The organism is Streptomyces liangshanensis, from assembly GCF_011694815.1.
Taxonomy (GTDB): Bacteria; Actinomycetota; Actinomycetes; order Streptomycetales; family Streptomycetaceae; genus Streptomyces; species Streptomyces liangshanensis.
Genome location: NZ_CP050177.1, coordinates 5,476,303 through 5,495,488, shown reverse-complemented (window position 1 = coordinate 5,495,488; position 19,186 = coordinate 5,476,303). Strand labels below are relative to the sequence as shown.

Sequence of the window (19,186 nt, the reverse complement as noted above, 5' to 3'; positions counted from 1 at the left end):
CTTCAGGTCTTCTCCACGTACCGGAGTGAGCGCAGGCCGCGCTCCAGATGCCAGTGCAGATAGGCGGACACCAGCCCGCTGCCCTCCCTGACATGCCGTGCCTCGCACGCGTCGGCCGTCTCCCAGTCGCCGGTCAGCAGCGCGCTGAGCAGGACGACGGCCTCCGCAGAGGGTACGACGCTGCCCGGCACCCGGCAGTCACCGCATATGACCCCACCCGCCGCGACCGAGAAGAAACGGTTCGGTCCGGCGAGGCCGCACTTCGCGCAGTCGTCGAAGCTCGGCGCGTAGCCGTTGACGGCGAGGGAGCGCAGGAGGAAGGCGTCCAGGATCAGGTGGGGGGCGTGCTCCCCGCGGGCGAGCGTCCGCAGGCCGCCGACGAGCAGCAGGTACTGCTGGACGGCCGGCTCGCCCTCGTGGTCCGTGAACCGCTCCGCCGTCTCCAGCATGGCCGTGCCCGCGGTGTAGCGGGCGTAGTCGGTGACGATGCCGCCGCCGTACGGGGCGATGGTCTCGCTCTGGGTGCAGAGCGGCAGCCCGCGCCCGATCAGCTCGCTGCCGCGCGCGAAGAACTGCACGTCGACATGGGAGAACGGCTCCAGCCGCGCCCCGAACTTCGACTTCGTGCGCCGCACTCCCCGGGCGACGGCCCGGACGCGCCCGTGGCCACGGGTCAGAAGCGTGATGATGCGGTCGGCCTCACCGAGCTTCTGGGTGCGCAGCACGACGCCGTCGTCCCGGAACAGACTCATGGACCCCATTGTCCCGTACGACGGGCGCTCCCCCGCCGCTGGGACGGCTCACGCCCGTCAGGACGGTGTGCGGGCCGCTGCCAGGAGGAGTCTCTCCGTGTCCGCGACGCACAGGCGCAGGGCGCGGCCGACCGTGGCGAGCACTTCGCGTTCCGCCGGGATGTACGGGCCGTCGGCGAGGGCGATCCTGGCGCCCTGGACGAGGATCGACTCCCGGCCCGGCTGGGCGAGGTGCGGTGCGAGCGGCTCCAGCGCCTCGTGCAGCTCGATGGCGAGCGCGGCGCCGCAGGGGCCCGGGTCGATGATGAAGCGGCCCGTGTCGGCCGCCAGGGCCTCCACGAGGTCCGTCAGCTTCTCCTCCGTGCAGTCGTCGAAGCCCGCCGCGCGGACGGCGTGGACGGCCGTCTCGCGGACCGTGGAGGAGGCGGTGCCGCCGGCCACCAGGACGGCGAGCGCCACCGTGTGGACGGCGTCGCGCAGCATCGCGGAGAACCGGACCGTGGTGGGGTGGTCGAGCACGTCCGTACCGAAGTGGGCGTGGCAGGCGGCGCATTCGACGACCGGTCCCGCCGTCCCGCGCGCCAGTAGCGGCACGCCGAGGACCGTGAAGCGGCGACGGCCCGTGCGGCGGCGGTAGTTGCGGTCGCCTCCGCAGTCGGGGCAGAAGAACTCCCCGTCGCCCACTGTGTTCCAGGACGTACGAACGCCACAGATGCGCACTTTTCGGCCACTTGATCCCTGAGCTGGCAGCACGTCGCGCACCTCCGTAACGCTCCGGCAACATTGCCGCGTTGACGTGATGTTAGCCACATCTTCGAAGCGGCGTCAGCACCCCGGCGCGAGATCGCCATGAATGGCTGAACCCCGCCCACCGGTCCGGGTGGGCGGGGCTCGCGAAACCTCAGGTCAGCGGGGTGCGGAGGCCGGATCAGCGCGCGGCGCGGTTCACCGCGGAAATGACCGCCTTGAGTGACGCGCGTGTGGTGTTCGCGTCGATCCCGATGCCCCACAGGACCTTTCCGTCGATCGCGCACTCGATGTACGAGGCGGCCTGGGCGCTCGCGCCCTCGCTCATGGTGTGCTCCTGGTAGTCCAGCAGCCTGGCGTCCACGCCGACCGCGGCCAGGGCGTCGAAGAAGGCGGAGATCGGGCCGTTGCCGGTGCCGCTCAGGACCGTTTCCGTACCGTCCACGGAGGCGTGCACGGTCAGGGTGTCCTGGCCGTCGGTGCCGGTCGTGGTCTGGCCGGAAGTGAGCTGGATCCGGCCCCAGGGGTTGTCGGGGTTGGGCAGGTACTCGTCCTGGAACACGGACCAGATCTGGCCCGGGGTGACCTCGCCGCCCTCGGCGTCGGTCTTGCTCTGGATGATCCGGGAGAACTCGATCTGCATCCGCCGCGGCAGGTCCAGCTTGTGCCCGTTCTTCAGGACATACGCCACACCACCCTTCCCCGACTGCGAGTTGACCCGGATGACCGCCTCGTACGACCGCCCCACGTCCTTCGGATCGATCGGCAGGTACGGCACCGCCCACTCGATCTCGTCCACACCCTTCCCCCGGGCCGCCGCGTCCGCGGCCATCGCGTCGAAGCCCTTCTTGATCGCGTCCTGATGCGAACCCGAGAACGACGTGTAGACCAGATCGCCCGCGTAGGGATGCCGCGGGTGGATCTCCATCTGGTTGCAGTACTCACTGGTGCGCCGGATCTCGTCGATCTGCGAGAAGTCGATCTGCGGGTCGACGCCCTGGGAGAAGAGGTTCATCCCCAGCGTCACCAGGTCCACGTTGCCGGTGCGCTCGCCCTGCCCGAACAGACACCCCTCGATCCGGTCGGCCCCGGCCATCAGCGCCAGCTCGGCGGCGGCGACGGCCGTACCCCGGTCGTTGTGCGGATGCACCGACAGGCACACGAACTCACGACGCGACAGGTTCCGCGACATCCACTCGAAGCGGTCCGCGTGGGTCGAGGGCGTCGAACGCTCCACCGTGGCCGGCAGGTTGAGGATGATCTCGCGGCCGGCCTCCGGCTGCCAGACGTCCATGACCGCCTCGCAGACCTCCAGCGCGAAGTCCAGCTCGGTGTCGGTGAAGATCTCCGGGCTGTACTGGTAGCCGAAGATCGTCTCGGGGCCGAGGATCTTCTCCGCGTACTCCATCACCAGCCGCGTACCGTCCACCGCGATCTGCCTGACCTGCTCCTTCGTCCCCCGGAACACCACCCGGCGGAAGGTGGGCGCGGTCGCGTTGTACAGATGCACCGTCGCCCGGTGCGCGCCCCGCAGGGACTCCACCGTGCGCTCGATCAGCTCCTCACGGGCCTGGGTCAGGACGGAGATCGTCACGTCCTCGGGGATCGCGCCTTCCTCGATGATCGACCGCACGAACGCGAAGTCGGTCTCACCCGAGGACGGGAAACCCACCTCGATCTCCTTGTAACCCATCCGCACCAGCAGATCGAACATCTCCCGCTTGCGCGCCGGGGACATCGGATCGATCAGCGCCTGATTGCCGTCGCGCAGGTCGGTGGACAGCCAGCGCGGCGCGGTGGTGACCCGCTTCTCCGGCCACGTACGGTCCGGGATCGCCACGGCCTCGTACCGGCCGTACTTGTGAATCGGCATCCCGGAAGGCTTCTGGGTGTGGGTCGCGTTGGTCACGGGCGTGGGGCGACCGACAGAAGTGACGGAAGGCTCAGACATTGCGCAGGGCTCCTCGTGTGTCCGCTGGGACGGCCGACGGGGCGGGAAAACCGCAACACCAGACTCCGCGGGGAGGGGGTCGGCCTGCGACTACAGACCCTCGCCGCGGCAGCTAAGGAGAAGCAGCCCGTAACGCATGATGCCTGGCACTGTATCCGAGGCGGCCCGCCCCGGACCGTCCGTATCAGTATGCGGGACCGAATACCGGCAGATCACTCCATTTCAGCCATCATGGTGGCATTGAGTGACAGAGCGCGCACGTGGTGCCACATTCCTCTCATGGATGCCAACCGTTCCGCAGTCCCGCACCCCGTCTTCTGCACGATCGTGCCGCCGCACGTGCTCGACAAACTCGCCAGGGCCGACGACCCGGCCCTCTCCGGGCCCGCCCGCCGCACCCTGGAGGCGGACGCCGCGCGCCGTACGCGCCGCGCGCTCACGACCACCCTGGGCGCCCCCGCGACCCCCGACGCGCCGACCGGCCGGCCCGAGCGGACCATCCACGACTGCGGGAACCGTACGGCCCTGCCGGGCAGGAAGGTCAGGTCCGAGGGCGACGAGCCGGGCACGGACGCCACCGTCAACCGGGCGTACGGCGGGCTCGGCGCGACGTTCGAGCTGCTGCTGTCGGCGTACGGGCGGGACTCGCTGGACGGCGCGGGGCTGCCGCTCGTCGCGAGCGTCCACTACGACCAGGACTACGGGAACGCGTTCTGGGACGGCGAGCAGATGGTGTTCGGCGACGGGGACGGGGAGATCTTCCTCGACTTCACGCTGCCGGTCGACGTGATCGCGCACGAACTGGCCCACGGCCTGACGCAGTACACCGCCAACCTGAGCTACTACGGGCAGCCGGGCGCCCTCAACGAGTCCGTGTCCGACGTCTTCGGCTCCCTGGTCAAGCAGTACACGCTGGACCAGACGGCCGCCGAGGCGGACTGGCTCATCGGCGCCGGGCTGCTCGCCCCGCGCGTCTCGGGAGTCGCCCTGCGCTCGATGAAGGAGCCGGGCAGCGCGTACGACGACGACGTCCTCGGCAAGGACCCGCAGCCGGGGTCGATGGACGACTACGTGCGGACGGGACGCGACAACGGCGGCGTGCACATCAACTCCGGGATCCCCAACCGGGCGTTCCACCTGCTCGCCACGCAACTCGGCGGGAAGTCCTGGGAGCGGGCGGGGCAGATCTGGTTCGACGTGCTGACCGGCGGCGGCCTGGAGGTCGACGCGAACTTCACGGAGTTCGCCGGGCAGACGGTCGCGGCGGCGCGTACCCGCTTCGGGGACGGCACGCCGGAGCACGAGGCGGTGCTGAAGGCCTGGACGGAGGTCGGGGTCAGCACGGCGTGAGCGGCGCCCGGGGTGCGTCGCCCTCCCCACGGGCGCCCCGGTTGCGTTAGACAGGACCCATGCGGATCGACGTACGGCGCACAGGCGGTTTCGCGGGCATCGAGCGCAGGGCCGGGATCGACATCTCGGCCCTGCCCGACGCGGCGGGCTGGCGGGCCCTCGCCGAACAGGCGCTGGCCGACGCCCGGGAAGCGCCCCGGTCGGTCGTGCCCGACGGTTTCAGCTATACGGTCACGGTCGACGGCCGCGTCTTCCGCTGCGCGGACCCGCACCTGTCCGACGCGCAGCGCGCGCTCGTGTCACGCGTCCTCAAGGAAGGCGCCTGACGCCGTCGCCGCCTCGAAGGTGTCGCCCGCGCCGACCGCGAAGTCCCGTACGGCGGCGTCCAGGAAGGCCCGGTGGCCGTACCGCCCGGGGAGGTACCCGGTCCGCTCCAGCTCGGCCATCCCGTGCAGCAGGCACCACAGTCGGCGGACGAGCAGGCCTTCGTCGGCCTGACGGAACCGGCCCGCCGCGACCGCGCGCTGGATCGCGCCGTTCGGCACGCGGAGCACGTACAGACCCATCTCCCGGTGCGCGACGCCCGGTTGGAAGCCGGAGAGTCCCGAGCCGCCGAACAGCACGGCGTAGACGTCGGGTTCGGTGAGGGCGAACTCCCGGTACGCGCGGCAGAGCGCGAACAGCTCGGCGACCGGGTCGTCCTCGTCCTCGTCGACCTCCCGCAGCCGCTCCAGGAAACGTGCGAACCCCTCGCGCAGGACGTCGGTGGGATCAGTGGTCGACACGACAATCAGAATATCGGCATATCGGGCCGACAGGGCAGGGTGCCCGGATACGGGACCACTTCCCCGGAAGGTTCCGTGTCCGCCCTCCGGAGCGGCCGGGAGTCCGGCCCCCGGGACCTCAGAAGCCCAGCTTGCGCAGCTGCTTCGGGTCGCGCTGCCAGTCCTTGGCGACCTTGACGTGCAGGTCGAGGAAGACCGGCGTACCGAGCAGCGCCTCGATGTGCTTGCGGGACTTCGTCCCGACCTCCTTGAGCCGCTTGCCCTTCGGGCCGATGATGATGCCCTTCTGACTGGGCCGCTCGATGTAGACGTTGGCGTGGATGTCGAGCAGCGGCTTGTCCGCCGGGCGGTCCTCGCGCGGCAGCATCTCCTCGACGACCACCGCGATCGAGTGCGGCAGCTCGTCCCGTACGCCTTCCAGCGCGGCTTCCCGGATCAGCTCGGCGACCATGACCATCTCGGGCTCGTCCGTGAGGTCGCCCTCCGGGTAGAGCGGCGGGCTCACGGGGAGCAGCGGGACGAGGAGGTCGGCGAGGAGACCGACCTGCTGGTCGCCGACCGCCGACACCGGGACGATCTCGGCCCACTCCAGGCCGATCTCCTTGCCGAGCTGGTCGATGGCGATGAGCTGCTCGGCGAGGGTCCTGGACTCGACCAGGTCGGTCTTGGTGACGACGGCGACCTTCGGCGTCTTCTTGATCCCGGCCAGTTCCTTGGCGATGAACCGGTCGCCGGGGCCGAGCTTCTGGTCGGCGGGCAGGCAGAAGCCGATCACGTCGACCTCGGACCAGGTGGCGCGCACGACGTCGTTGAGGCGCTCGCCGAGCAGTGTGCGCGGCTTGTGGAGGCCGGGGGTGTCGACCAGGATCAGCTGCGCCTCCGGCCGGTGGACGATGCCCCGGACGGTGTGGCGGGTGGTCTGGGGCCGGTTCGAGGTGATGGCCACCTTCTGACCGACCAGAGCGTTCGTGAGGGTGGACTTGCCCGCGTTGGGGCGGCCGACGAAGCAGGCGAAGCCGGCCCGGTGAGGGGCTTCGGGTGCCTCGGACGAAGAGGGGGTACGAGCGCTCATGGCGCCCATTCTCCCCGATCCCGCACGCCCCGCCGACCAGCCACCGACGGGACGCGCCCCGGGCGCCCGGCAACGGGAGGGCGACGCCCCGCCGTCAGCCGGCCTGGACCGTGACGCGGGGGACGCCGTCGGGGCCCGCGAGCAGCACGGGCGTCAGGTCACCGCCGAGGTCGCGTACCGCGGCGCGGTCCTCGTCGGGGACGGTGGTGGACTCCGAGACGACCGCCGCGGCCTCCAGGGAGTCGGCTCCGCTGGCGACCGCCATCGCGACGGCCGTCCTGAGGGCGCTGAGCTTGAGGGAGGGGAGGTCGACCGTGCCGGCCACGTACGTCCTGCCGGTGTTGTCCCGTACGGCCGCGCCCTCGGGCACGCCGTTGCGGGCGCGGGCGCTGCGGGCCAGCGTGATGATCTTGCGGTCCTCGGGGTCGAGATCGGGACCGGGGCCGGTGCTCTGCGTCATGGGGTGAGCATAGGAGATCGCTCTCAGGGGCGGTCGAGCCGGAGCCGGTCCGCCCTGGGGAGGCCGGCGACGACCAGGTCGTACGAGTCCTCGATCAGTTCGCGGACCATCCGGGCGGGCAGGCCCGCGACCGTCACCGTGTTCCAGTGGCGCTTGTTGAGGTGCCAGCCGGGGGCGATCTCGGGGTGGGCCGCCCGCAGGCGGACCGCCTCCTCGGGATCGCACTTGAGCGAGATCTTGAGCGGGCGCTCCTCGGGGGCGCAGAACGCGAAGATCTTGCCGCCGACGCGGAAGACGGTCAGGCCGGGGCTGCCGGGGAACGGGACGTCGGACGACGTCCCGTTCAACTCCAGGCAGCAGGCCCGCACCTCGTCCGCCGTCATGCCGGGGGAGGACGCGGGCTCGGCTGCCGTCACGGGTTCGGCTGCCGCGCCGGCTGCGGCTCCGCCAGGACCGTCACGATCTTGTTCCGGCGACCCGCCGGCGACTCCGCCGTCAGCCGCAGCGTCCGCCCGTCCGGCAGGTCGACCTCCGCGCTCGCCCCGGCGATCGGCACCCGGCCCAGCGCCTTCGCGAGCAGCCCGCCGACCGTCTCCACGTCCTCGTCGTCGAACGCGTCGAGCCCGAACAGCTCCCCGAGGTCCCCGATGTCGAGCCGGGCTGTGACCCGGTACGAGCCGTCGCCGATCTCCTCGACCGGGGGCAGCTCACGGTCGTACTCGTCCGTGATCTCCCCGACGATCTCCTCCAGGATGTCCTCGATCGTGACGATCCCGGCCGTACCGCCGTACTCGTCGATGACCACGGCCACGTGGCTGCGCTCCTGCTGCATCTCGCGCAGCAGGTCGCCCGCGTTCTTCGTGTCCGGGACGAAGGCCGCCGGGCGCATCGCCGTCGAGACGAGGTCGGCCTCCGAGTCCCGGTTGATGTGGGTCTTCCGCACCAGGTCCTTGAGGTAGACGATCCCGACGATGTCGTCCTCGTTCTCCCCCGTGACCGGGATGCGCGAGAAACCGGAGCGCAGCGCCAGGGTCAGCGCCTGACGGATCGTCTTGGACCGCTCGATGGCGACCAGATCCGTGCGCGGCACCATCACCTCGCGCACGAGCGTGTCCCCCAGCTCGAAGACGGAGTGCACCATCCGGCGCTCGTCGTCCTCGATCAGGGACTCCTGCTCGGCCAGGTCGACCATCGCGCGCAGCTCGGCCTCACTGGCGAACGGCCCCTTGCGGAAGCCCTTGCCGGGCGTGAGCGCGTTGCCGAGGAGGATCAGCAGCTGCGGGATCGGGCCCATGACCCTGGCCAACGGCAGCAGCACGTACGCGGACGCCGTGGCCACGTTCAGCGGGTGCTGGCGGCCGATCGTGCGCGGCGAGACCCCCACCGCGACGTACGACACCAGGACCATGACGCCGATCGCGACGACCAGCGCCACCCACGTCTGGTCGAACCCGTTCAGGCAGACGTACGTGACGAGCACCCCGGCGGCCATCTCGCAGGCGACGCGCACCAGCAGGGCGACGTTCAGGTAGCGCGTGGGGTCGGCGGCGATCTGGGCGAGCTTGGCCGCGCCCCGGCGCCCGGACCGGACGGCCTCGGCCGCCCGGAAGCTGGAGACGCGGGCGAGCCCCGCCTCGGCCGACGCCGCCAGCCAGGCGACGACGACCAGGGCGACGGCCCCGACGATCAGTTGGGCGGTCACGAGACGGTCGGCGCGGGCGAGGGCCCTTCGAGCCCGTGCTCGGACCGCCACCCGTCGACGATCGCGGCCTGGAGGCCGAACATCTCGGCCTTCTCGTCCGGCACCTCGTGGTCGTACCCGAGGAGGTGCAGCACCCCGTGGACGGTGAGGAGTTGGAGCTCCTCGTCCATGGAGTGCCGCGTCGGGGCCTCCTCGCCCTGCTTCTTGGCCACCTCGGGGCAGAGCACGATGTCACCGAGGAGCCCCTGCGGGGGCTCCTCGTCGTCCTTGGCCGGCGGACGCAGCTCGTCCATCGGGAAGGACATGACATCCGTGGGACCCGGCAGGTCCATCCACTGGAGGTGCAACTGCTCCATCGCGGCCTCGTCCACCACGATCACCGACAGCTCGGAGAGCGGGTGGATGCGCATCCGGGTGAGCGCGTAGCGGGCGACGTCGAGAATCGCCTGCTCGTCGACCTCGGTGCCTGACTCGTTGTTGACGTCGATCGACATGGTGCGGTGTGACTCTCCCGGTTAGTGCCGCGCGGGCCTCGTCCAGCGGGTTCAGCGGTGCTGTTCGTTGCCGTTGCGGCTGTCGTACTGCTCGTAGGCGTCGACGATACGGCCGACGAGCTTGTGCCGTACGACATCCTCCGACGTCAGCCGGGAGAAGTGCACGTCCTCGACCCCTTCGAGGATGTCCTGCACCTGCCGCAGACCGCTCTTCGTGCCGCCCGGGAGGTCCACCTGCGTGACGTCACCCGTGATCACGATCTTCGACTCGAAGCCGAGGCGGGTGAGGAACATCTTCATCTGCTCGGGGCTGGTGTTCTGCGCCTCGTCCAGGATGATGAACGCGTCGTTCAGGGTGCGGCCGCGCATGTACGCCAGCGGCGCGACCTCGATCGTGCCCGCCGCCATCAGGCGGGGGATCGACTCGGGGTCGAGCATGTCGTGCAGCGCGTCGTAGAGCGGGCGCAGGTACGGGTCGATCTTCTCGTAGAGCGTCCCCGGCAGGAAGCCGAGCCGCTCCCCCGCCTCGACGGCGGGCCTGGTCAGGATGATGCGGCTGACCTGCTTCGACTGGAGGGCCTGGACCGCCTTGGCCATGGCCAGATAGGTCTTGCCCGTGCCGGCGGGGCCGATGCCGAAGACGATCGTGTTCTTGTCGATCGCGTCGACATACCGCTTCTGGTTGAGGGTCTTGGGGCGGATCGTGCGTCCACGACTGGACACGATGTTCTGCGTGAGCACCTCGGCGGGGGTCTCCTCGCCGTCGGCCCCGCCGTTCTCGCTCGCCCTGAGCATGGCGATGGAACGTTCCACTGCGTCCTCCGTCATCGGCTGACCGGTGCGGAGCACCAGCATCATCTCGTCGAGCAGGCGCTGGACGAGCGCGACGTCCGTCGCGCTGCCTGTGGCACTGATCTCGTTTCCCCGGACATGGATGTCTGCGGCCGGGAACGCCTTCTCGATCACACGCAGCAGGGAATCCCTCGAACCCAGGACCATCACCATCGGGTGGCTGTCGGGGACGGTGAACTGGGCACGCGCCTGCGCCGGTGCGGGGGTCGGGTCTGTAGGTGTCTGAGTCATGGGCCGGCACTGTGGCCTGCACATACCTCCCGTTGCAGGGTTCTCGCCGCTCGACAACCTCTGGACCACCAGCCTACGACTCCGCACCGACAACACCGTAGGACTTTTCCGCGCGCCTTCGACGCGCCCTTTCCCCGCGCCCCGCCACGCCCCCGGACGGCACCCCGCCGCGACCCGTCAGCCGACGCTGCCGAACCCGATGGTCGGTACGGCCCTGCGCAGCGGCCACGGCCTGCTCGGCGCGGGCAGCAGGTCCTCCAGGAAGCCGTACCGCCGCAGCGCCGCCGGGTCTTGGTCGGCGACCCCCTGCACCGACCGCCACCAGGTCGCCACCTCCGACCAGCCGGGCGCGGAGAGCGACCCGCCGAACTCCTGCACCGACAGCGCGGCGGTCAGCCCGGCGAACGCGAGCCGGTCCGCGAGCGGCCAGCCGGCGAGCGTACCGGTGACGAACCCGGCCACGAAGACGTCCCCCGCGCCGGTCGGGTCGAGGGCCTCCACCGCGATGGCGGGGACCCGCGCGCTCTCGCCGGTGCGCCCGTCCACGGCGTACGCGCCCTCCGCGCCCAGCGTGACCACGGCGACCGGCACCTTCTCGGCCAGCTTCCAGGCGGCCTTCCTGGGGTCGTCGGTCCGGGTGTAGCGCATCGCCTCCGCGGCGTTGGGCAGGAACGCCTCGCAGTGCTCCAGGTCCACGAGCCCGGCGAGGTCCCAGCGGCCGGAGTCGTCCCAGCCGACGTCCGCGAAGATCAGCGACCCGTGGGAGGCGGCCCGGCCGATCCAGGGGTCGCCGCGGCCCGGCAGCAGGGCGGCGATGGCGGCCCGGGCGCGCGGCGGGCACTCGGGCAGGGCGCCCTCGGGCGGCGGGGCCTCGTGGCCGTGCGAGACCATCGTGCGCTCGCCCTCGTACGCCATGGAGACGGTGACCGGCGAGTGCCAGCCGGGGACCTTGCGGGACCCGGACAGGTCGATGCCCTCGCCCTGCTCCAGCGCGTCCCAGCAGTACTCCCCGTAGTGGTCGTCGCCGAACGCGGCGGCGAGCGAGGTCCGCAGTCCGAGGCGGGCCAGGGCGGTGGCCATGTTGGCGATCCCGCCGGGGCTGGAGCCCATCCCCCGCGCCCAGGACTCGGTGCCGCGCACGGGGGCGGCGGCCAGGCCGGTGAAGACGATGTCGAGGAAGACCGTGCCCGTGAGGTAGACGTCGCACCGCGGATCGTCCGGGGCGCGCAGCCCGCCGAGCGGGTCGACGGCGGCGGTCCGGTCCTGCGGATCTCCGGCGGGTGGGGTGGATGTGGTCACGGCGTGCTCCCCGGTCGCGTGCGGATCCGGACAGTCTGCCCGATGCGCGGCGTGGCGGCAGGTTGGCCGGTCCGGGGCGCTTCCGTGTCCCGGGAGGCGGGGACGGACCGTCCATTTCAGGCCGTCGGGGGCGGGGTCGGGCGCGGTACGGCGGTCAGGCGCCGCGTCGCGGGAGCGGGACCCGTACCAGGTCGGCCGCCACGGTCAGTTCGCCGGTGAAGCCCGCCGCCCGCGCCTGCCGCGCGAACGCCTCCGGGTCGCCGTACCGCTGTGAGAAGTGGGTGAGCACCAGGTGCCGTACGCCCGCGTCCCGCGCCACCCGCCCCGCCTGGCCCGCCGTGAGGTGGCCGTGGTCGGTGGCGAGGGTCTCGTCCTCGTCCAGGAACGTCGACTCGATCACCAGCATGTCGCACCCCTCGGCGAGCGTGTGCACGCCGTCGCAGAGCCGGGTGTCCATGACGAACGCGAAGCGCTGTCCGGTACGGATCTCACTGACCTCGTCGAGCGTGACCCCGCCCAGGACGCCGTCCCGGGCGAGGCGGCCGACGTCCGGGCCCTTGATGCCGTGCGCGGCCAGCCGCTCCGGCAGCATCCGGCGCCCGTCGGGCTCGGTGAGGCGGTAGCCGTACGACTCGACGGGGTGCGAGAGGACGTGTGCCTCCAGCGTGTACGCGGCGGTCCGCGCGAGGACGCCGTCGCCGGTGACCGGCGCCTCGGTGAGCCGGACGGTCTCGCGGTAGGCCGTCGCGTACCGCAGCCGTTCGAAGAAGTGCTGCCCGCTCGCCGGGTAGTGCGCGGTGAGCGGGTGCGGGACCCGGTCGAGGTTGATCCGCTGGATCACCCCGGCCAGCCCGAGCGCGTGGTCTCCGTGGAAGTGCGTGACGCAGATGCGGTTGATGTCGTGCGCGGCGACCCCGGCGCGGAGCATCTGCCGCTGGGTGCCCTCGCCCGGGTCGAAGAGCAGGCCCTCGCCGTCCCAGCGCAGCAGATAGCCGTTGTGGTTGCGGTGGCGTGTGGGCACCTGGCTGGCGGTGCCCAGGACGACCAGTTCCCGTACGGACAAGGCGGTTATCCAGGGGGCCAGTTGAGACCCCGGCCGCCCAGCAGGTGGGCGTGCGCGTGGAAGACGGTCTGGCCGGCGCCGCTGCCGGTGTTGAACACGATCCGGTAGCCGGTCGCGTCGGCCTTCTCGGCGGCGGCTACGGCCCCGGCCTCGGCCAGCACGTCGGCGGCGACCTGCGGTTCGGCGGCGGCGAGCGAGGCCGCGTCCGGGTAGTGCACCCGGGGGATGACGAGCACGTGGGTGGGGGCCTGCGGGTGGATGTCCCGGAAGGCGACGGTGGTCGCCGTCTCGCGGACCACGGTGGCCGGCACGTCCCCCGCCACGATCTTGCAGAACAGGCAGTCGGCCTGTGGTTCTCCGGCCATGGGTCCTGGCCCTCCTCGAATCCGGCGATGACGGTGTCGGTGACGACGGCGATCACGAACCGCCCATGCTAGCGGGCGGGAGCCGTACGGATCAGGACCAGCGGCCGGTACGGGACATGACCACGGCCACCGCCGCCGTCCCCGCCGTGGACGTACGCAGCACACTGCGGCCCAGCCGGTACGGCTTCGCCCCCACCGCCGCGAAGGCCGCCAACTCCTCGGGGGACACGCCCCCTTCGGGCCCGACGACCAGGACCACCGACCCCTCGCGGGGCAGGTCGGCCGAGGCCAGCGCGGCGCTCGCGGCGTCCCGGTCCTCGTGCAGGACGGCGGCGAAGTCGGCCGTCGCCAGCAGCGCGGCGACCTGCTTCGTGGTCATCGCGTCCGCCACCTCGGGGAACCGCACCCGACGCGACTGCTTCCCCGACTCCCGGGCCGTGGACCGCCACTTGGCGAGCGCCTTGGCCCCGCGCTCCCCGTTCCACCGCGTGACGCACCGGGAGGCCGACCACGGGACGACGGCGTCCACGCCGGTCTCCGTCATGGTCTCGACGGCCACCTCGCCCCGGTCGCCCTTGGGCAGGGCCTGGACGACGGTGATGTGCGGGCTCCCGGGCGGTTCCTCGGCGTACGCGTCGAGCTGGACGATCAGCCGGTCCTTGCCCTCGGTCCCGAGCACCACGGCGTCCGCCCAGCGGCCCCTGCCGTCGGTCAGGACGACGTCCTCGCCGGCGTGCAGCCGCTTCACGGCCACGGCGTGCCGCCCCTCGGGGCCGTCCAGGACGAAGCGTCCGGCGGGTCCGGCGTCGAAGCCGTCCACCACGAACACCGGGGCGGTCACGAGGCGTTGCCCGGCCGGCCGAGGGTCTCGACGGCCGTCTCGAACTCGGTGACGAGGACGTTGACCAGGGTCGCGGCCGGCAGGTCCCGGGCCAGGCGGTGGCCCTGTCCGGCCCACAGCGCCATGCCCTGGGCGTCGCCGACCTTGGCCGCGGCCTTGCGCAGTCCGGAGGTGAGGTGGTGCACCTCGGGGTAGGCGGCGGGGGCGTACTTGCCGTGCTCGCTCATGAAGCGGTTGACGAGGCCCCGGGCGGGGCGGCCGGAGAACGCGCGCGTGAGCTGCGTCCGTACGAACAGCGGGTTGGTCATGGCGTCCTTGTGCAGGTCGCTCGCGCCGGACTCGGGGCACACCAGGAACGCGGTGCCGAGCTGCGCGGCCTCGGCGCCCGCCGCGAGGACCGCGGCGATCTGGCCGCCGCGCATGATGCCGCCGGTCGCGATGACCGGGAGGTCGACGGTCTCCTTGACCAGGGCGAGCAGCGAGAGCAGGCCGAGGCCCACGCCGTCGTTCTCCGGGTCGTCGCGGTGGGTGCCCTGGTGTCCGCCGGCCTCGATGCCCTGGACGCAGACCACGTCGGCGCCGGACCACTGGGCGGTCTGGGCCTCCTCCGGGGTGGTGACGGTGACGACGGTGAGCGTGCCGACCTTCGCGAAGGCGTCGAGGGTCGTACGGGTGGGGCAGCCGAAGGTGAACGAGACGACCGGCACCGGGTCGTCCAGCAGGATCGCGAGCTTCGCCTCGTACCCGTCGTCGCGGCCGCTCTCCGGGTCGCCGAGGGGGGTCTCGTACCAGGTGGCCTCACCGGCGAGCTGGTTGCGGTAGACCTCCACGACCCCGGCGTCCGCGTACTGCGGCTGGGGCATGAAGAGGTTCACGCCGAAGGGGCGCGAGGTGAGACCACGCAGGTGCTTGATCTCCTCGTACATGACATCGACCGATTTGTACCCGGCGGCGAGGAAGCCGAGCCCCCCGGCGTCGGAGACGGCCGCGGCGAGCTGCGGGGTGGAGGCACCGCCCGCCATGGGGGCCTGCACGATGGGGTACCGGCAGAGGTCGGTCAGTGCGGAGGACATGCGAAGCATGGTGCCATGCCGCTCTCCGAGCTCCGAATCCGGCCAGGGCTTGGGCCACGGCCTCGGAGCTGTCCGGGCGGCCTACCGCCGCACCCGTGTCCTCAATCGCCGGACGGGCTTGAAAGCCCGTCCGGCGATTGAGGACGGAACGGCGACCGGCCTCACGCGGTCACAGGACTAGCGCCCGTTGAACGCGTCCTTCAGGCGGGAGAACAGGCCCTGCTGGCCCGGCTGGAACTGGCCCAGGGGGCGTTCCTCGCCGCGCAGGACGGCCAGCTCGCGCAGCAGGCGTTCCTGCTCCGCGTCCAGCTTCGACGGCGTCGTGACCTCGACGTGCACGATGAGGTCACCGCGCCCGCCGCCGCGGAGGTGGGTGATGCCACGGCCGTGCAGCGGGATCGACTGCCCCGACTGCGTGCCGGGCCGTACGTCGATGTCCTCCACCCCGTCCAGCGTCTCCAGCGGACACTTCGTGCCCAGCGACGCGGCCGTCATGGGCACGGTGACCGTGCAGTGCAGGTCGTCGCCGCGCCGCTGGAACACCGCGTGCGGCAGCTCGTGGATCTCCACGTACAGGTCACCGGCGGGGCCGCCGCCGGGGCCGACCTCGCCCTCGCCCGCGAGCTGGATCCGCGTGCCGTTGTCGACGCCCGCCGGGATCTTGACCGTGAGCGTGCGGCGCGAGCGGATCCGCCCGTCGCCGGCGCACTCGGGGCACGGCGTCGGCACGACCGTGCCGAAGCCCTGGCACTGCGGGCAGGGCCGCGAGGTCATGACCTGGCCCAGGAAGGACCGCGTGACCTGCGAGACCTCACCGCGTCCGCGGCACATGTCGCAGGTCTGCGCCGAGGTGCCCGGCGCCGCCCCCTCGCCCGAGCAGGTCGTGCAGACCACGGCCGTGTCGACCTGGATGTCCTTGGTGGTGCCGAAGGCCGACTCGTTGAGGTCGATCTCCAGCCGGATCATCGCGTCCTGGCCGCGCCGCGTCCGCGAGCGCGGCCCGCGCTGCTGCGACGTACCGAAGAACGCGTCCATGATGTCCGAGAAGTTGCCGAAGCCGCCGGCTCCGAAACCGCCCGCACCGCCTCCGCCGCTCGCGGACAGCGGGTCCCCGCCGAGGTCGTAGACCTGCTTCTTCTGCGGGTCCGACAGCACCTCGTACGCGGCGTTGATCTCCTTGAAGCGCTCCTGCGTCTTGGGATCGGGATTGACATCCGGGTGCAGCTCGCGGGCGAGCCTGCGGAATGCCTTCTTGATCTCGTCCTGAGACGCGTCGCGGCGCACGCCGAGAACGGCGTAGTAGTCCGTGGCCACTTACGACTCCGCCAGGATCTGTCCGACGTAACGTGCCACTGCGCGTACCGCTCCCATCGTTCCGGGGTAGTCCATGCGGGTCGGTCCGACCACGCCGAGTTTGGCGACTGCCTCGTCGCCCGAACCGTAGCCGACCGCGACGACGGACGTGGAGTTGAGGCCCTCATGGGCGTTCTCGTGCCCGATACGTACGGTCATGCCCGGGTGCTCCGCCTCACCCAGCAGCTTGAGGAGCACGACCTGCTCCTCCAGCGCCTCCAGCACCGGCCGGATGGTGAGCGGGAAATCGTGTCCGAAGCGGGTGAGATTGGCCGTACCGCCGATCACCAACCGCTCCTCGGTCTCCTCGACCAGCGTTTCGAGCAGGGTCGCGAGCACGGTGGTGACCACCCCGCGGTCCTCCTGCTCGAACGAGTCGGGGAGATCCTGCACCAACTGCGGCACGTCCGAGAAGCGGCGTCCGACGACCCGGCTGTTGAGCCGGGCCCGCAGATCCGCGAGGGCGGTCTCCCCGAAGGGGGCGGGGCAGTCGATCATGCGTTGTTCGACCCGGCCGGTGTCCGTGATCAGCACGAGCATCAGCCGCGCCGGGGACAGGCCGAGCAGCTCCACGTGGCGCACCGTGGAGCGGGTCAGCGAGGGGTACTGCACCACCGCGACCTGCCGGGTCAGCTGCGCGAGCAGCCGTACCGTACGCCCCACGACGTCGTCGAGGTCGACCGCGCTGTCCAGGAAGTTCTGGATGGCCCGGCGCTCCGGCGAGGACAGGGGCTTGACCCCGGCCAGCCGGTCCACGAAGAGCCGGTAGCCCTTGTCGGTCGGGATGCGGCCGGCGCTGGTGTGCGGCTGGGCGATGAAGCCCTCGTCCTCCAGCACCGCCATGTCGTTGCGGACCGTCGCCGGTGACACGCCGAGCTTGTGCCGCTCGGTCAGCGCCTTGGAGCCGACCGGCTCCTCGGTGCCGACGTAGTCCTGGACGATCGCGCGGAGCACTTCGAGTCTGCGTTCACTGAGCATCGCGCACACCTCCCGCTGTCGTCCGTCGGATCCGGCTTGGCACTCGCCCGGAGGGAGTGCCAGCATTCCCCCCCGACAGTGTACGGCTGTGGGGTACGCCCCTAGCAAGGGTGACCGACCACGCTACCGCGCGATGCGCCCGCCTCTTGCCGCGTCTCTTACGGATAGCGTCGTCCCATGGACATCCGTTGGGAAGAGCGCGGGTGGGAGCGGCTGTCCCCGCGGGCGGGCCGGCGCCGGCTGCCCGGGTGGGACGCGACCGCCGGACTCGTGGCCGGGGACACCGGCGCCCTGCTGTTCGACACGGGCGCGACGCCCCGCGAGGGCGCGGCGCTGCGGGCGGACACCGGCGCCCTCCTGGGACCCGGGCGGCACGTGACGCGGGTCGCGCTGAGCCATCCGCACTTCGACCACGTGCTGGGGACGGCGGCGTTCCCGGAGGCGGAGGTGTACGGGGCGGTGGGCCTCGCGGAGCTGCTGGCGCGGGGCGGCGGCGCGCTGTACGAGGACGCCGTGCGCGAGGGGATGGACGCGGCGGAGGCGGCCGGGGCGCGTGACGCGCTCGTCCCGCCGGGGCACGCCGTGTCGGGTGAGCTGGCCCTCGACCTCGGCGGCCTCCAGGTGCTGCTGGCGAACGTGGGGCCCGGGCACACCGCCCACGACCTGGCCCTGCTGGTCCCGGGCGCGGACGGCGCGGCTCCGGTGCTCTTCTGCGGCGACCTGGTGGAGGAGTCGGGGGAGCCGCAGGCGGGCCCTGACGCGATCCCGGGCCGGTGGCCGGCGGCGCTGGACCGGCTGCTCGCGCTGGGCGGGGAGGACGCGGTGTACGTGCCCGGGCACGGGGCGGTGGTGGACGCGGCGTTCGTCCGGGCCCAGCGGGACGCGCTGGCGGTACGTTTCGGCGTGTCGCGGTAGCGGGCGGCCCCTCCGCCCGCCGCCCGTCCGTTTATCGTCTTGGCCATGCGCAGCTACAGCCCCGACCTGACCCCTCCGTGGAAGAAGCCGACCCCGGCGCCGGAGGTGCCCGCGGAACCGGATCTGGTGGTCGAGGAGGTGGCGACCGGGTTCTGCGGCGCGGTGATCCGCTGCGAGAAGACGGCCGAGGGCCCGACCGTGACCCTGGAGGACCGCTTCGGCAAGCACCGGGTGTTCCCGCTGGCGGTCCGGGGGTTCCTGCTGGAGGGCAAGGTCGTCACACTGGTCCGGCCGACGGCGGGGGGTCCGGTACGCCCCACCCGTACGGCCTCCGGCTCGGTCGCCGTCCCCGGGGCGCGCGCCCGGGTGGCCAGGGCGGGGCGGATCTATGTGGAGGGCCGCCACGACGCGGAGCTGGTCGAGCGGGTCTGGGGCGACGACCTGCGGATCGAGGGGGTGGTCGTGGAGTACCTGGAGGGCGTGGACGACCTGCCCGCGGTGGTGGAGGAGTTCGGCCCGGCGCCGGACGCGCGGCTGGGCGTCCTGGTGGACCACCTGGTGCCGGGCTCGAAGGAGTCCCGGATCGCGGCGGCGGTGACGGGCGCGGACGTGCTGGTCGTGGGGCACCCGTACATCGACGTGTGGGAGGCCGTGAAGCCGTCGTCCGTGGGCATCGCGGCGTGGCCGCGGGTGCCGAGGGGCGAGGACTGGAAGACGGGCGTGTGCCGGGCGCTGGGCTGGCCGGAGAACACCGGGGCGGCGTGGCAGCACATCCTGTCCAAGGTCCACTCGTACCGCGACCTGGAGCCGACGCTGCTGGGGTCGGTGGAGCGGCTGATCGACTTCGTGACGGAGCCGGCGCCCTGATCGCCGGGCACCTCGGCGCAGGGCGCCTCGCCGTCA

21 protein-coding genes are annotated in these 19,186 nt (G+C 71.9%); 4 read left to right on the top strand and 17 right to left on the bottom strand.

What is annotated here, in order from left to right; genetic code table 11:
• Positions 1-2: 2 nt before the first annotated feature.
• From recO to leuA, 3 genes are all read right to left on the bottom strand, one after another.
• Positions 3-752, bottom strand: a complete 750-nt coding sequence (recO, locus tag HA039_RS23825; RefSeq protein WP_167033230.1) for a DNA repair protein RecO — start codon at positions 750-752, stop codon at positions 3-5.
• 57 nt (positions 753-809) lie between these two features.
• The gene (locus tag HA039_RS23820) at positions 810-1,505 is read right to left on the bottom strand and encodes a TerB family tellurite resistance protein (protein ID WP_167033228.1); all 696 of its coding nucleotides are present in this window, start codon (positions 1,503-1,505) and stop codon (positions 810-812) included.
• A 175-nt stretch (positions 1,506-1,680) separates the two neighbouring features.
• Entirely contained in the window at positions 1,681-3,450 is a 1,770-nt protein-coding gene (leuA, locus tag HA039_RS23815) for a 2-isopropylmalate synthase (RefSeq protein ID WP_167033225.1), read from the bottom strand.
• A 279-nt stretch (positions 3,451-3,729) separates the two neighbouring features.
• Between leuA and HA039_RS23810 the strand changes: the two genes are divergently transcribed.
• Together HA039_RS23810 and HA039_RS23805 are read left to right on the top strand one after the other, a co-directional pair.
• A complete protein-coding gene (locus HA039_RS23810) occupies positions 3,730-4,800 on the top strand; it encodes a M4 family metallopeptidase (RefSeq protein ID WP_167033223.1) in 1,071 nt (356 codons plus the stop codon).
• A gap of 59 nt (positions 4,801-4,859) precedes the next feature.
• A complete protein-coding gene (locus tag HA039_RS23805; RefSeq protein ID WP_167033220.1) occupies positions 4,860-5,126 on the top strand; it encodes a protealysin inhibitor emfourin in 267 nt (88 codons plus the stop codon).
• Here the strand turns inward: HA039_RS23805 and HA039_RS23800 are convergent.
• The 14 genes from HA039_RS23800 to hrcA all read right to left on the bottom strand — a co-directional run bounded on the left by HA039_RS23800 (position 5,100) and on the right by hrcA (position 17,368).
• Positions 5,100-5,585, bottom strand: coding sequence for a TetR-like C-terminal domain-containing protein (locus HA039_RS23800; RefSeq protein WP_167033217.1), 486 nt, complete (start codon positions 5,583-5,585; stop codon positions 5,100-5,102). The genes HA039_RS23805 and HA039_RS23800 overlap by 27 nt on opposite strands.
• Before the next feature lie 118 nt (positions 5,586-5,703).
• The gene (era, locus tag HA039_RS23795; protein WP_167033215.1) at positions 5,704-6,666 is read right to left on the bottom strand and encodes a GTPase Era; all 963 of its coding nucleotides are present in this window, start codon (positions 6,664-6,666) and stop codon (positions 5,704-5,706) included.
• Between the two features lie 85 nt (positions 6,667-6,751).
• The gene (locus tag HA039_RS23790) at positions 6,752-7,117 is read right to left on the bottom strand and encodes a cytidine/deoxycytidylate deaminase family protein (RefSeq protein ID WP_167033213.1); all 366 of its coding nucleotides are present in this window, start codon (positions 7,115-7,117) and stop codon (positions 6,752-6,754) included.
• Positions 7,118-7,140: 23 nt separating this feature from the next.
• Positions 7,141-7,500, bottom strand: a complete 360-nt coding sequence (locus tag HA039_RS23785) for an MmcQ/YjbR family DNA-binding protein (protein ID WP_167037492.1) — start codon at positions 7,498-7,500, stop codon at positions 7,141-7,143.
• 29 nt (positions 7,501-7,529) lie between these two features.
• Positions 7,530-8,819 carry a hemolysin family protein gene (locus HA039_RS23780; protein WP_167037489.1) on the bottom strand — a complete coding sequence of 430 codons (1,290 nt, stop codon included), beginning with the start codon at positions 8,817-8,819 and terminating at the stop codon, positions 7,530-7,532.
• A complete protein-coding gene (gene ybeY / locus HA039_RS23775) occupies positions 8,816-9,313 on the bottom strand; it encodes an rRNA maturation RNase YbeY (RefSeq protein ID WP_167033211.1) in 498 nt (165 codons plus the stop codon). Before ybeY ends, HA039_RS23780 begins: the two co-directional genes overlap by 4 nt.
• 51 nt (positions 9,314-9,364) lie before the next feature.
• Positions 9,365-10,396: a PhoH family protein gene (locus HA039_RS23770; protein ID WP_167033209.1), complete on the bottom strand. Its 1,032-nt coding sequence runs from the start codon at positions 10,394-10,396 to the stop codon at positions 9,365-9,367.
• A gap of 177 nt (positions 10,397-10,573) precedes the next feature.
• Positions 10,574-11,695, bottom strand: coding sequence for a carbohydrate kinase family protein (locus HA039_RS23765; protein WP_167033207.1), 1,122 nt, complete (start codon positions 11,693-11,695; stop codon positions 10,574-10,576).
• 154 nt (positions 11,696-11,849) lie between these two features.
• Positions 11,850-12,758 (bottom strand): ribonuclease Z, encoded by a 909-nt coding sequence (locus HA039_RS23760; RefSeq protein WP_167033205.1) that lies wholly within the window; start codon positions 12,756-12,758, stop codon positions 11,850-11,852.
• A gap of 5 nt (positions 12,759-12,763) precedes the next feature.
• Positions 12,764-13,123 (bottom strand): histidine triad nucleotide-binding protein, encoded by a 360-nt coding sequence (locus HA039_RS23755; protein WP_167033203.1) that lies wholly within the window; start codon positions 13,121-13,123, stop codon positions 12,764-12,766.
• A gap of 91 nt (positions 13,124-13,214) precedes the next feature.
• Positions 13,215-13,964 carry a 16S rRNA (uracil(1498)-N(3))-methyltransferase gene (locus tag HA039_RS23750; RefSeq protein WP_167033200.1) on the bottom strand — a complete coding sequence of 250 codons (750 nt, stop codon included), beginning with the start codon at positions 13,962-13,964 and terminating at the stop codon, positions 13,215-13,217.
• Entirely contained in the window at positions 13,961-15,037 is a 1,077-nt protein-coding gene (locus tag HA039_RS23745) for a nitronate monooxygenase (protein WP_167033198.1), read from the bottom strand. Before HA039_RS23745 ends, HA039_RS23750 begins: the two co-directional genes overlap by 4 nt.
• A gap of 177 nt (positions 15,038-15,214) precedes the next feature.
• Complete coding sequence (gene dnaJ / locus HA039_RS23740; RefSeq protein ID WP_167033196.1) at positions 15,215-16,351, bottom strand: molecular chaperone DnaJ; 1,137 nt, start codon at positions 16,349-16,351, stop codon at positions 15,215-15,217.
• The gene (gene hrcA / locus HA039_RS23735; protein WP_167033194.1) at positions 16,352-17,368 is read right to left on the bottom strand and encodes a heat-inducible transcriptional repressor HrcA; all 1,017 of its coding nucleotides are present in this window, start codon (positions 17,366-17,368) and stop codon (positions 16,352-16,354) included.
• Positions 17,369-17,545: 177 nt separating this feature from the next.
• Here hrcA and HA039_RS23730 point away from each other — a divergent pair, with 177 nt between their 5' ends.
• Positions 17,546-18,283 (top strand): MBL fold metallo-hydrolase, encoded by a 738-nt coding sequence (locus tag HA039_RS23730; RefSeq protein ID WP_167033192.1) that lies wholly within the window; start codon positions 17,546-17,548, stop codon positions 18,281-18,283.
• Positions 18,284-18,328: 45 nt separating this feature from the next.
• Positions 18,329-19,150 (top strand): DUF3097 domain-containing protein, encoded by an 822-nt coding sequence (locus tag HA039_RS23725; protein WP_167033190.1) that lies wholly within the window; start codon positions 18,329-18,331, stop codon positions 19,148-19,150.
• Positions 19,151-19,186 lie beyond the last annotated feature (36 nt).

Excerpts from the sequence above, each read along its gene's own strand:
- hrcA (WP_167033194.1), bottom strand. The coding sequence starts at position 17,368 with ATGCTCAGTGAACGCAGACTCGAAGTGCTCCGCGCGATCGTCCAGGAC.
- HA039_RS23745 (WP_167033198.1), bottom strand. The coding sequence starts at position 15,037 with ATGTCCTCCGCACTGACCGACCTCTGCCGGTACCCCATCGTGCAGGCC.
- recO (WP_167033230.1), bottom strand. The coding sequence starts at position 752 with ATGAGTCTGTTCCGGGACGACGGCGTCGTGCTGCGCACCCAGAAGCTC.
- HA039_RS23785 (WP_167037492.1), bottom strand. The coding sequence starts at position 7,500 with ATGACGGCGGACGAGGTGCGGGCCTGCTGCCTGGAGTTGAACGGGACG.
- HA039_RS23790 (WP_167033213.1), bottom strand. The coding sequence starts at position 7,117 with ATGACGCAGAGCACCGGCCCCGGTCCCGATCTCGACCCCGAGGACCGC.
- HA039_RS23805 (WP_167033220.1), top strand. The coding sequence starts at position 4,860 with ATGCGGATCGACGTACGGCGCACAGGCGGTTTCGCGGGCATCGAGCGC.
- ybeY (WP_167033211.1), bottom strand. The coding sequence starts at position 9,313 with ATGTCGATCGACGTCAACAACGAGTCAGGCACCGAGGTCGACGAGCAG.
- HA039_RS23810 (WP_167033223.1), top strand. The coding sequence starts at position 3,730 with ATGGATGCCAACCGTTCCGCAGTCCCGCACCCCGTCTTCTGCACGATC.
- HA039_RS23770 (WP_167033209.1), bottom strand. The coding sequence starts at position 10,396 with ATGACTCAGACACCTACAGACCCGACCCCCGCACCGGCGCAGGCGCGT.
- leuA (WP_167033225.1), bottom strand. The coding sequence starts at position 3,450 with ATGTCTGAGCCTTCCGTCACTTCTGTCGGTCGCCCCACGCCCGTGACC.
- HA039_RS23755 (WP_167033203.1), bottom strand. The coding sequence starts at position 13,123 with ATGGCCGGAGAACCACAGGCCGACTGCCTGTTCTGCAAGATCGTGGCG.
- HA039_RS23730 (WP_167033192.1), top strand. The coding sequence starts at position 17,546 with ATGGACATCCGTTGGGAAGAGCGCGGGTGGGAGCGGCTGTCCCCGCGG.
- era (WP_167033215.1), bottom strand. The coding sequence starts at position 6,666 with ATGGGCGCCATGAGCGCTCGTACCCCCTCTTCGTCCGAGGCACCCGAA.
- HA039_RS23725 (WP_167033190.1), top strand. The coding sequence starts at position 18,329 with ATGCGCAGCTACAGCCCCGACCTGACCCCTCCGTGGAAGAAGCCGACC.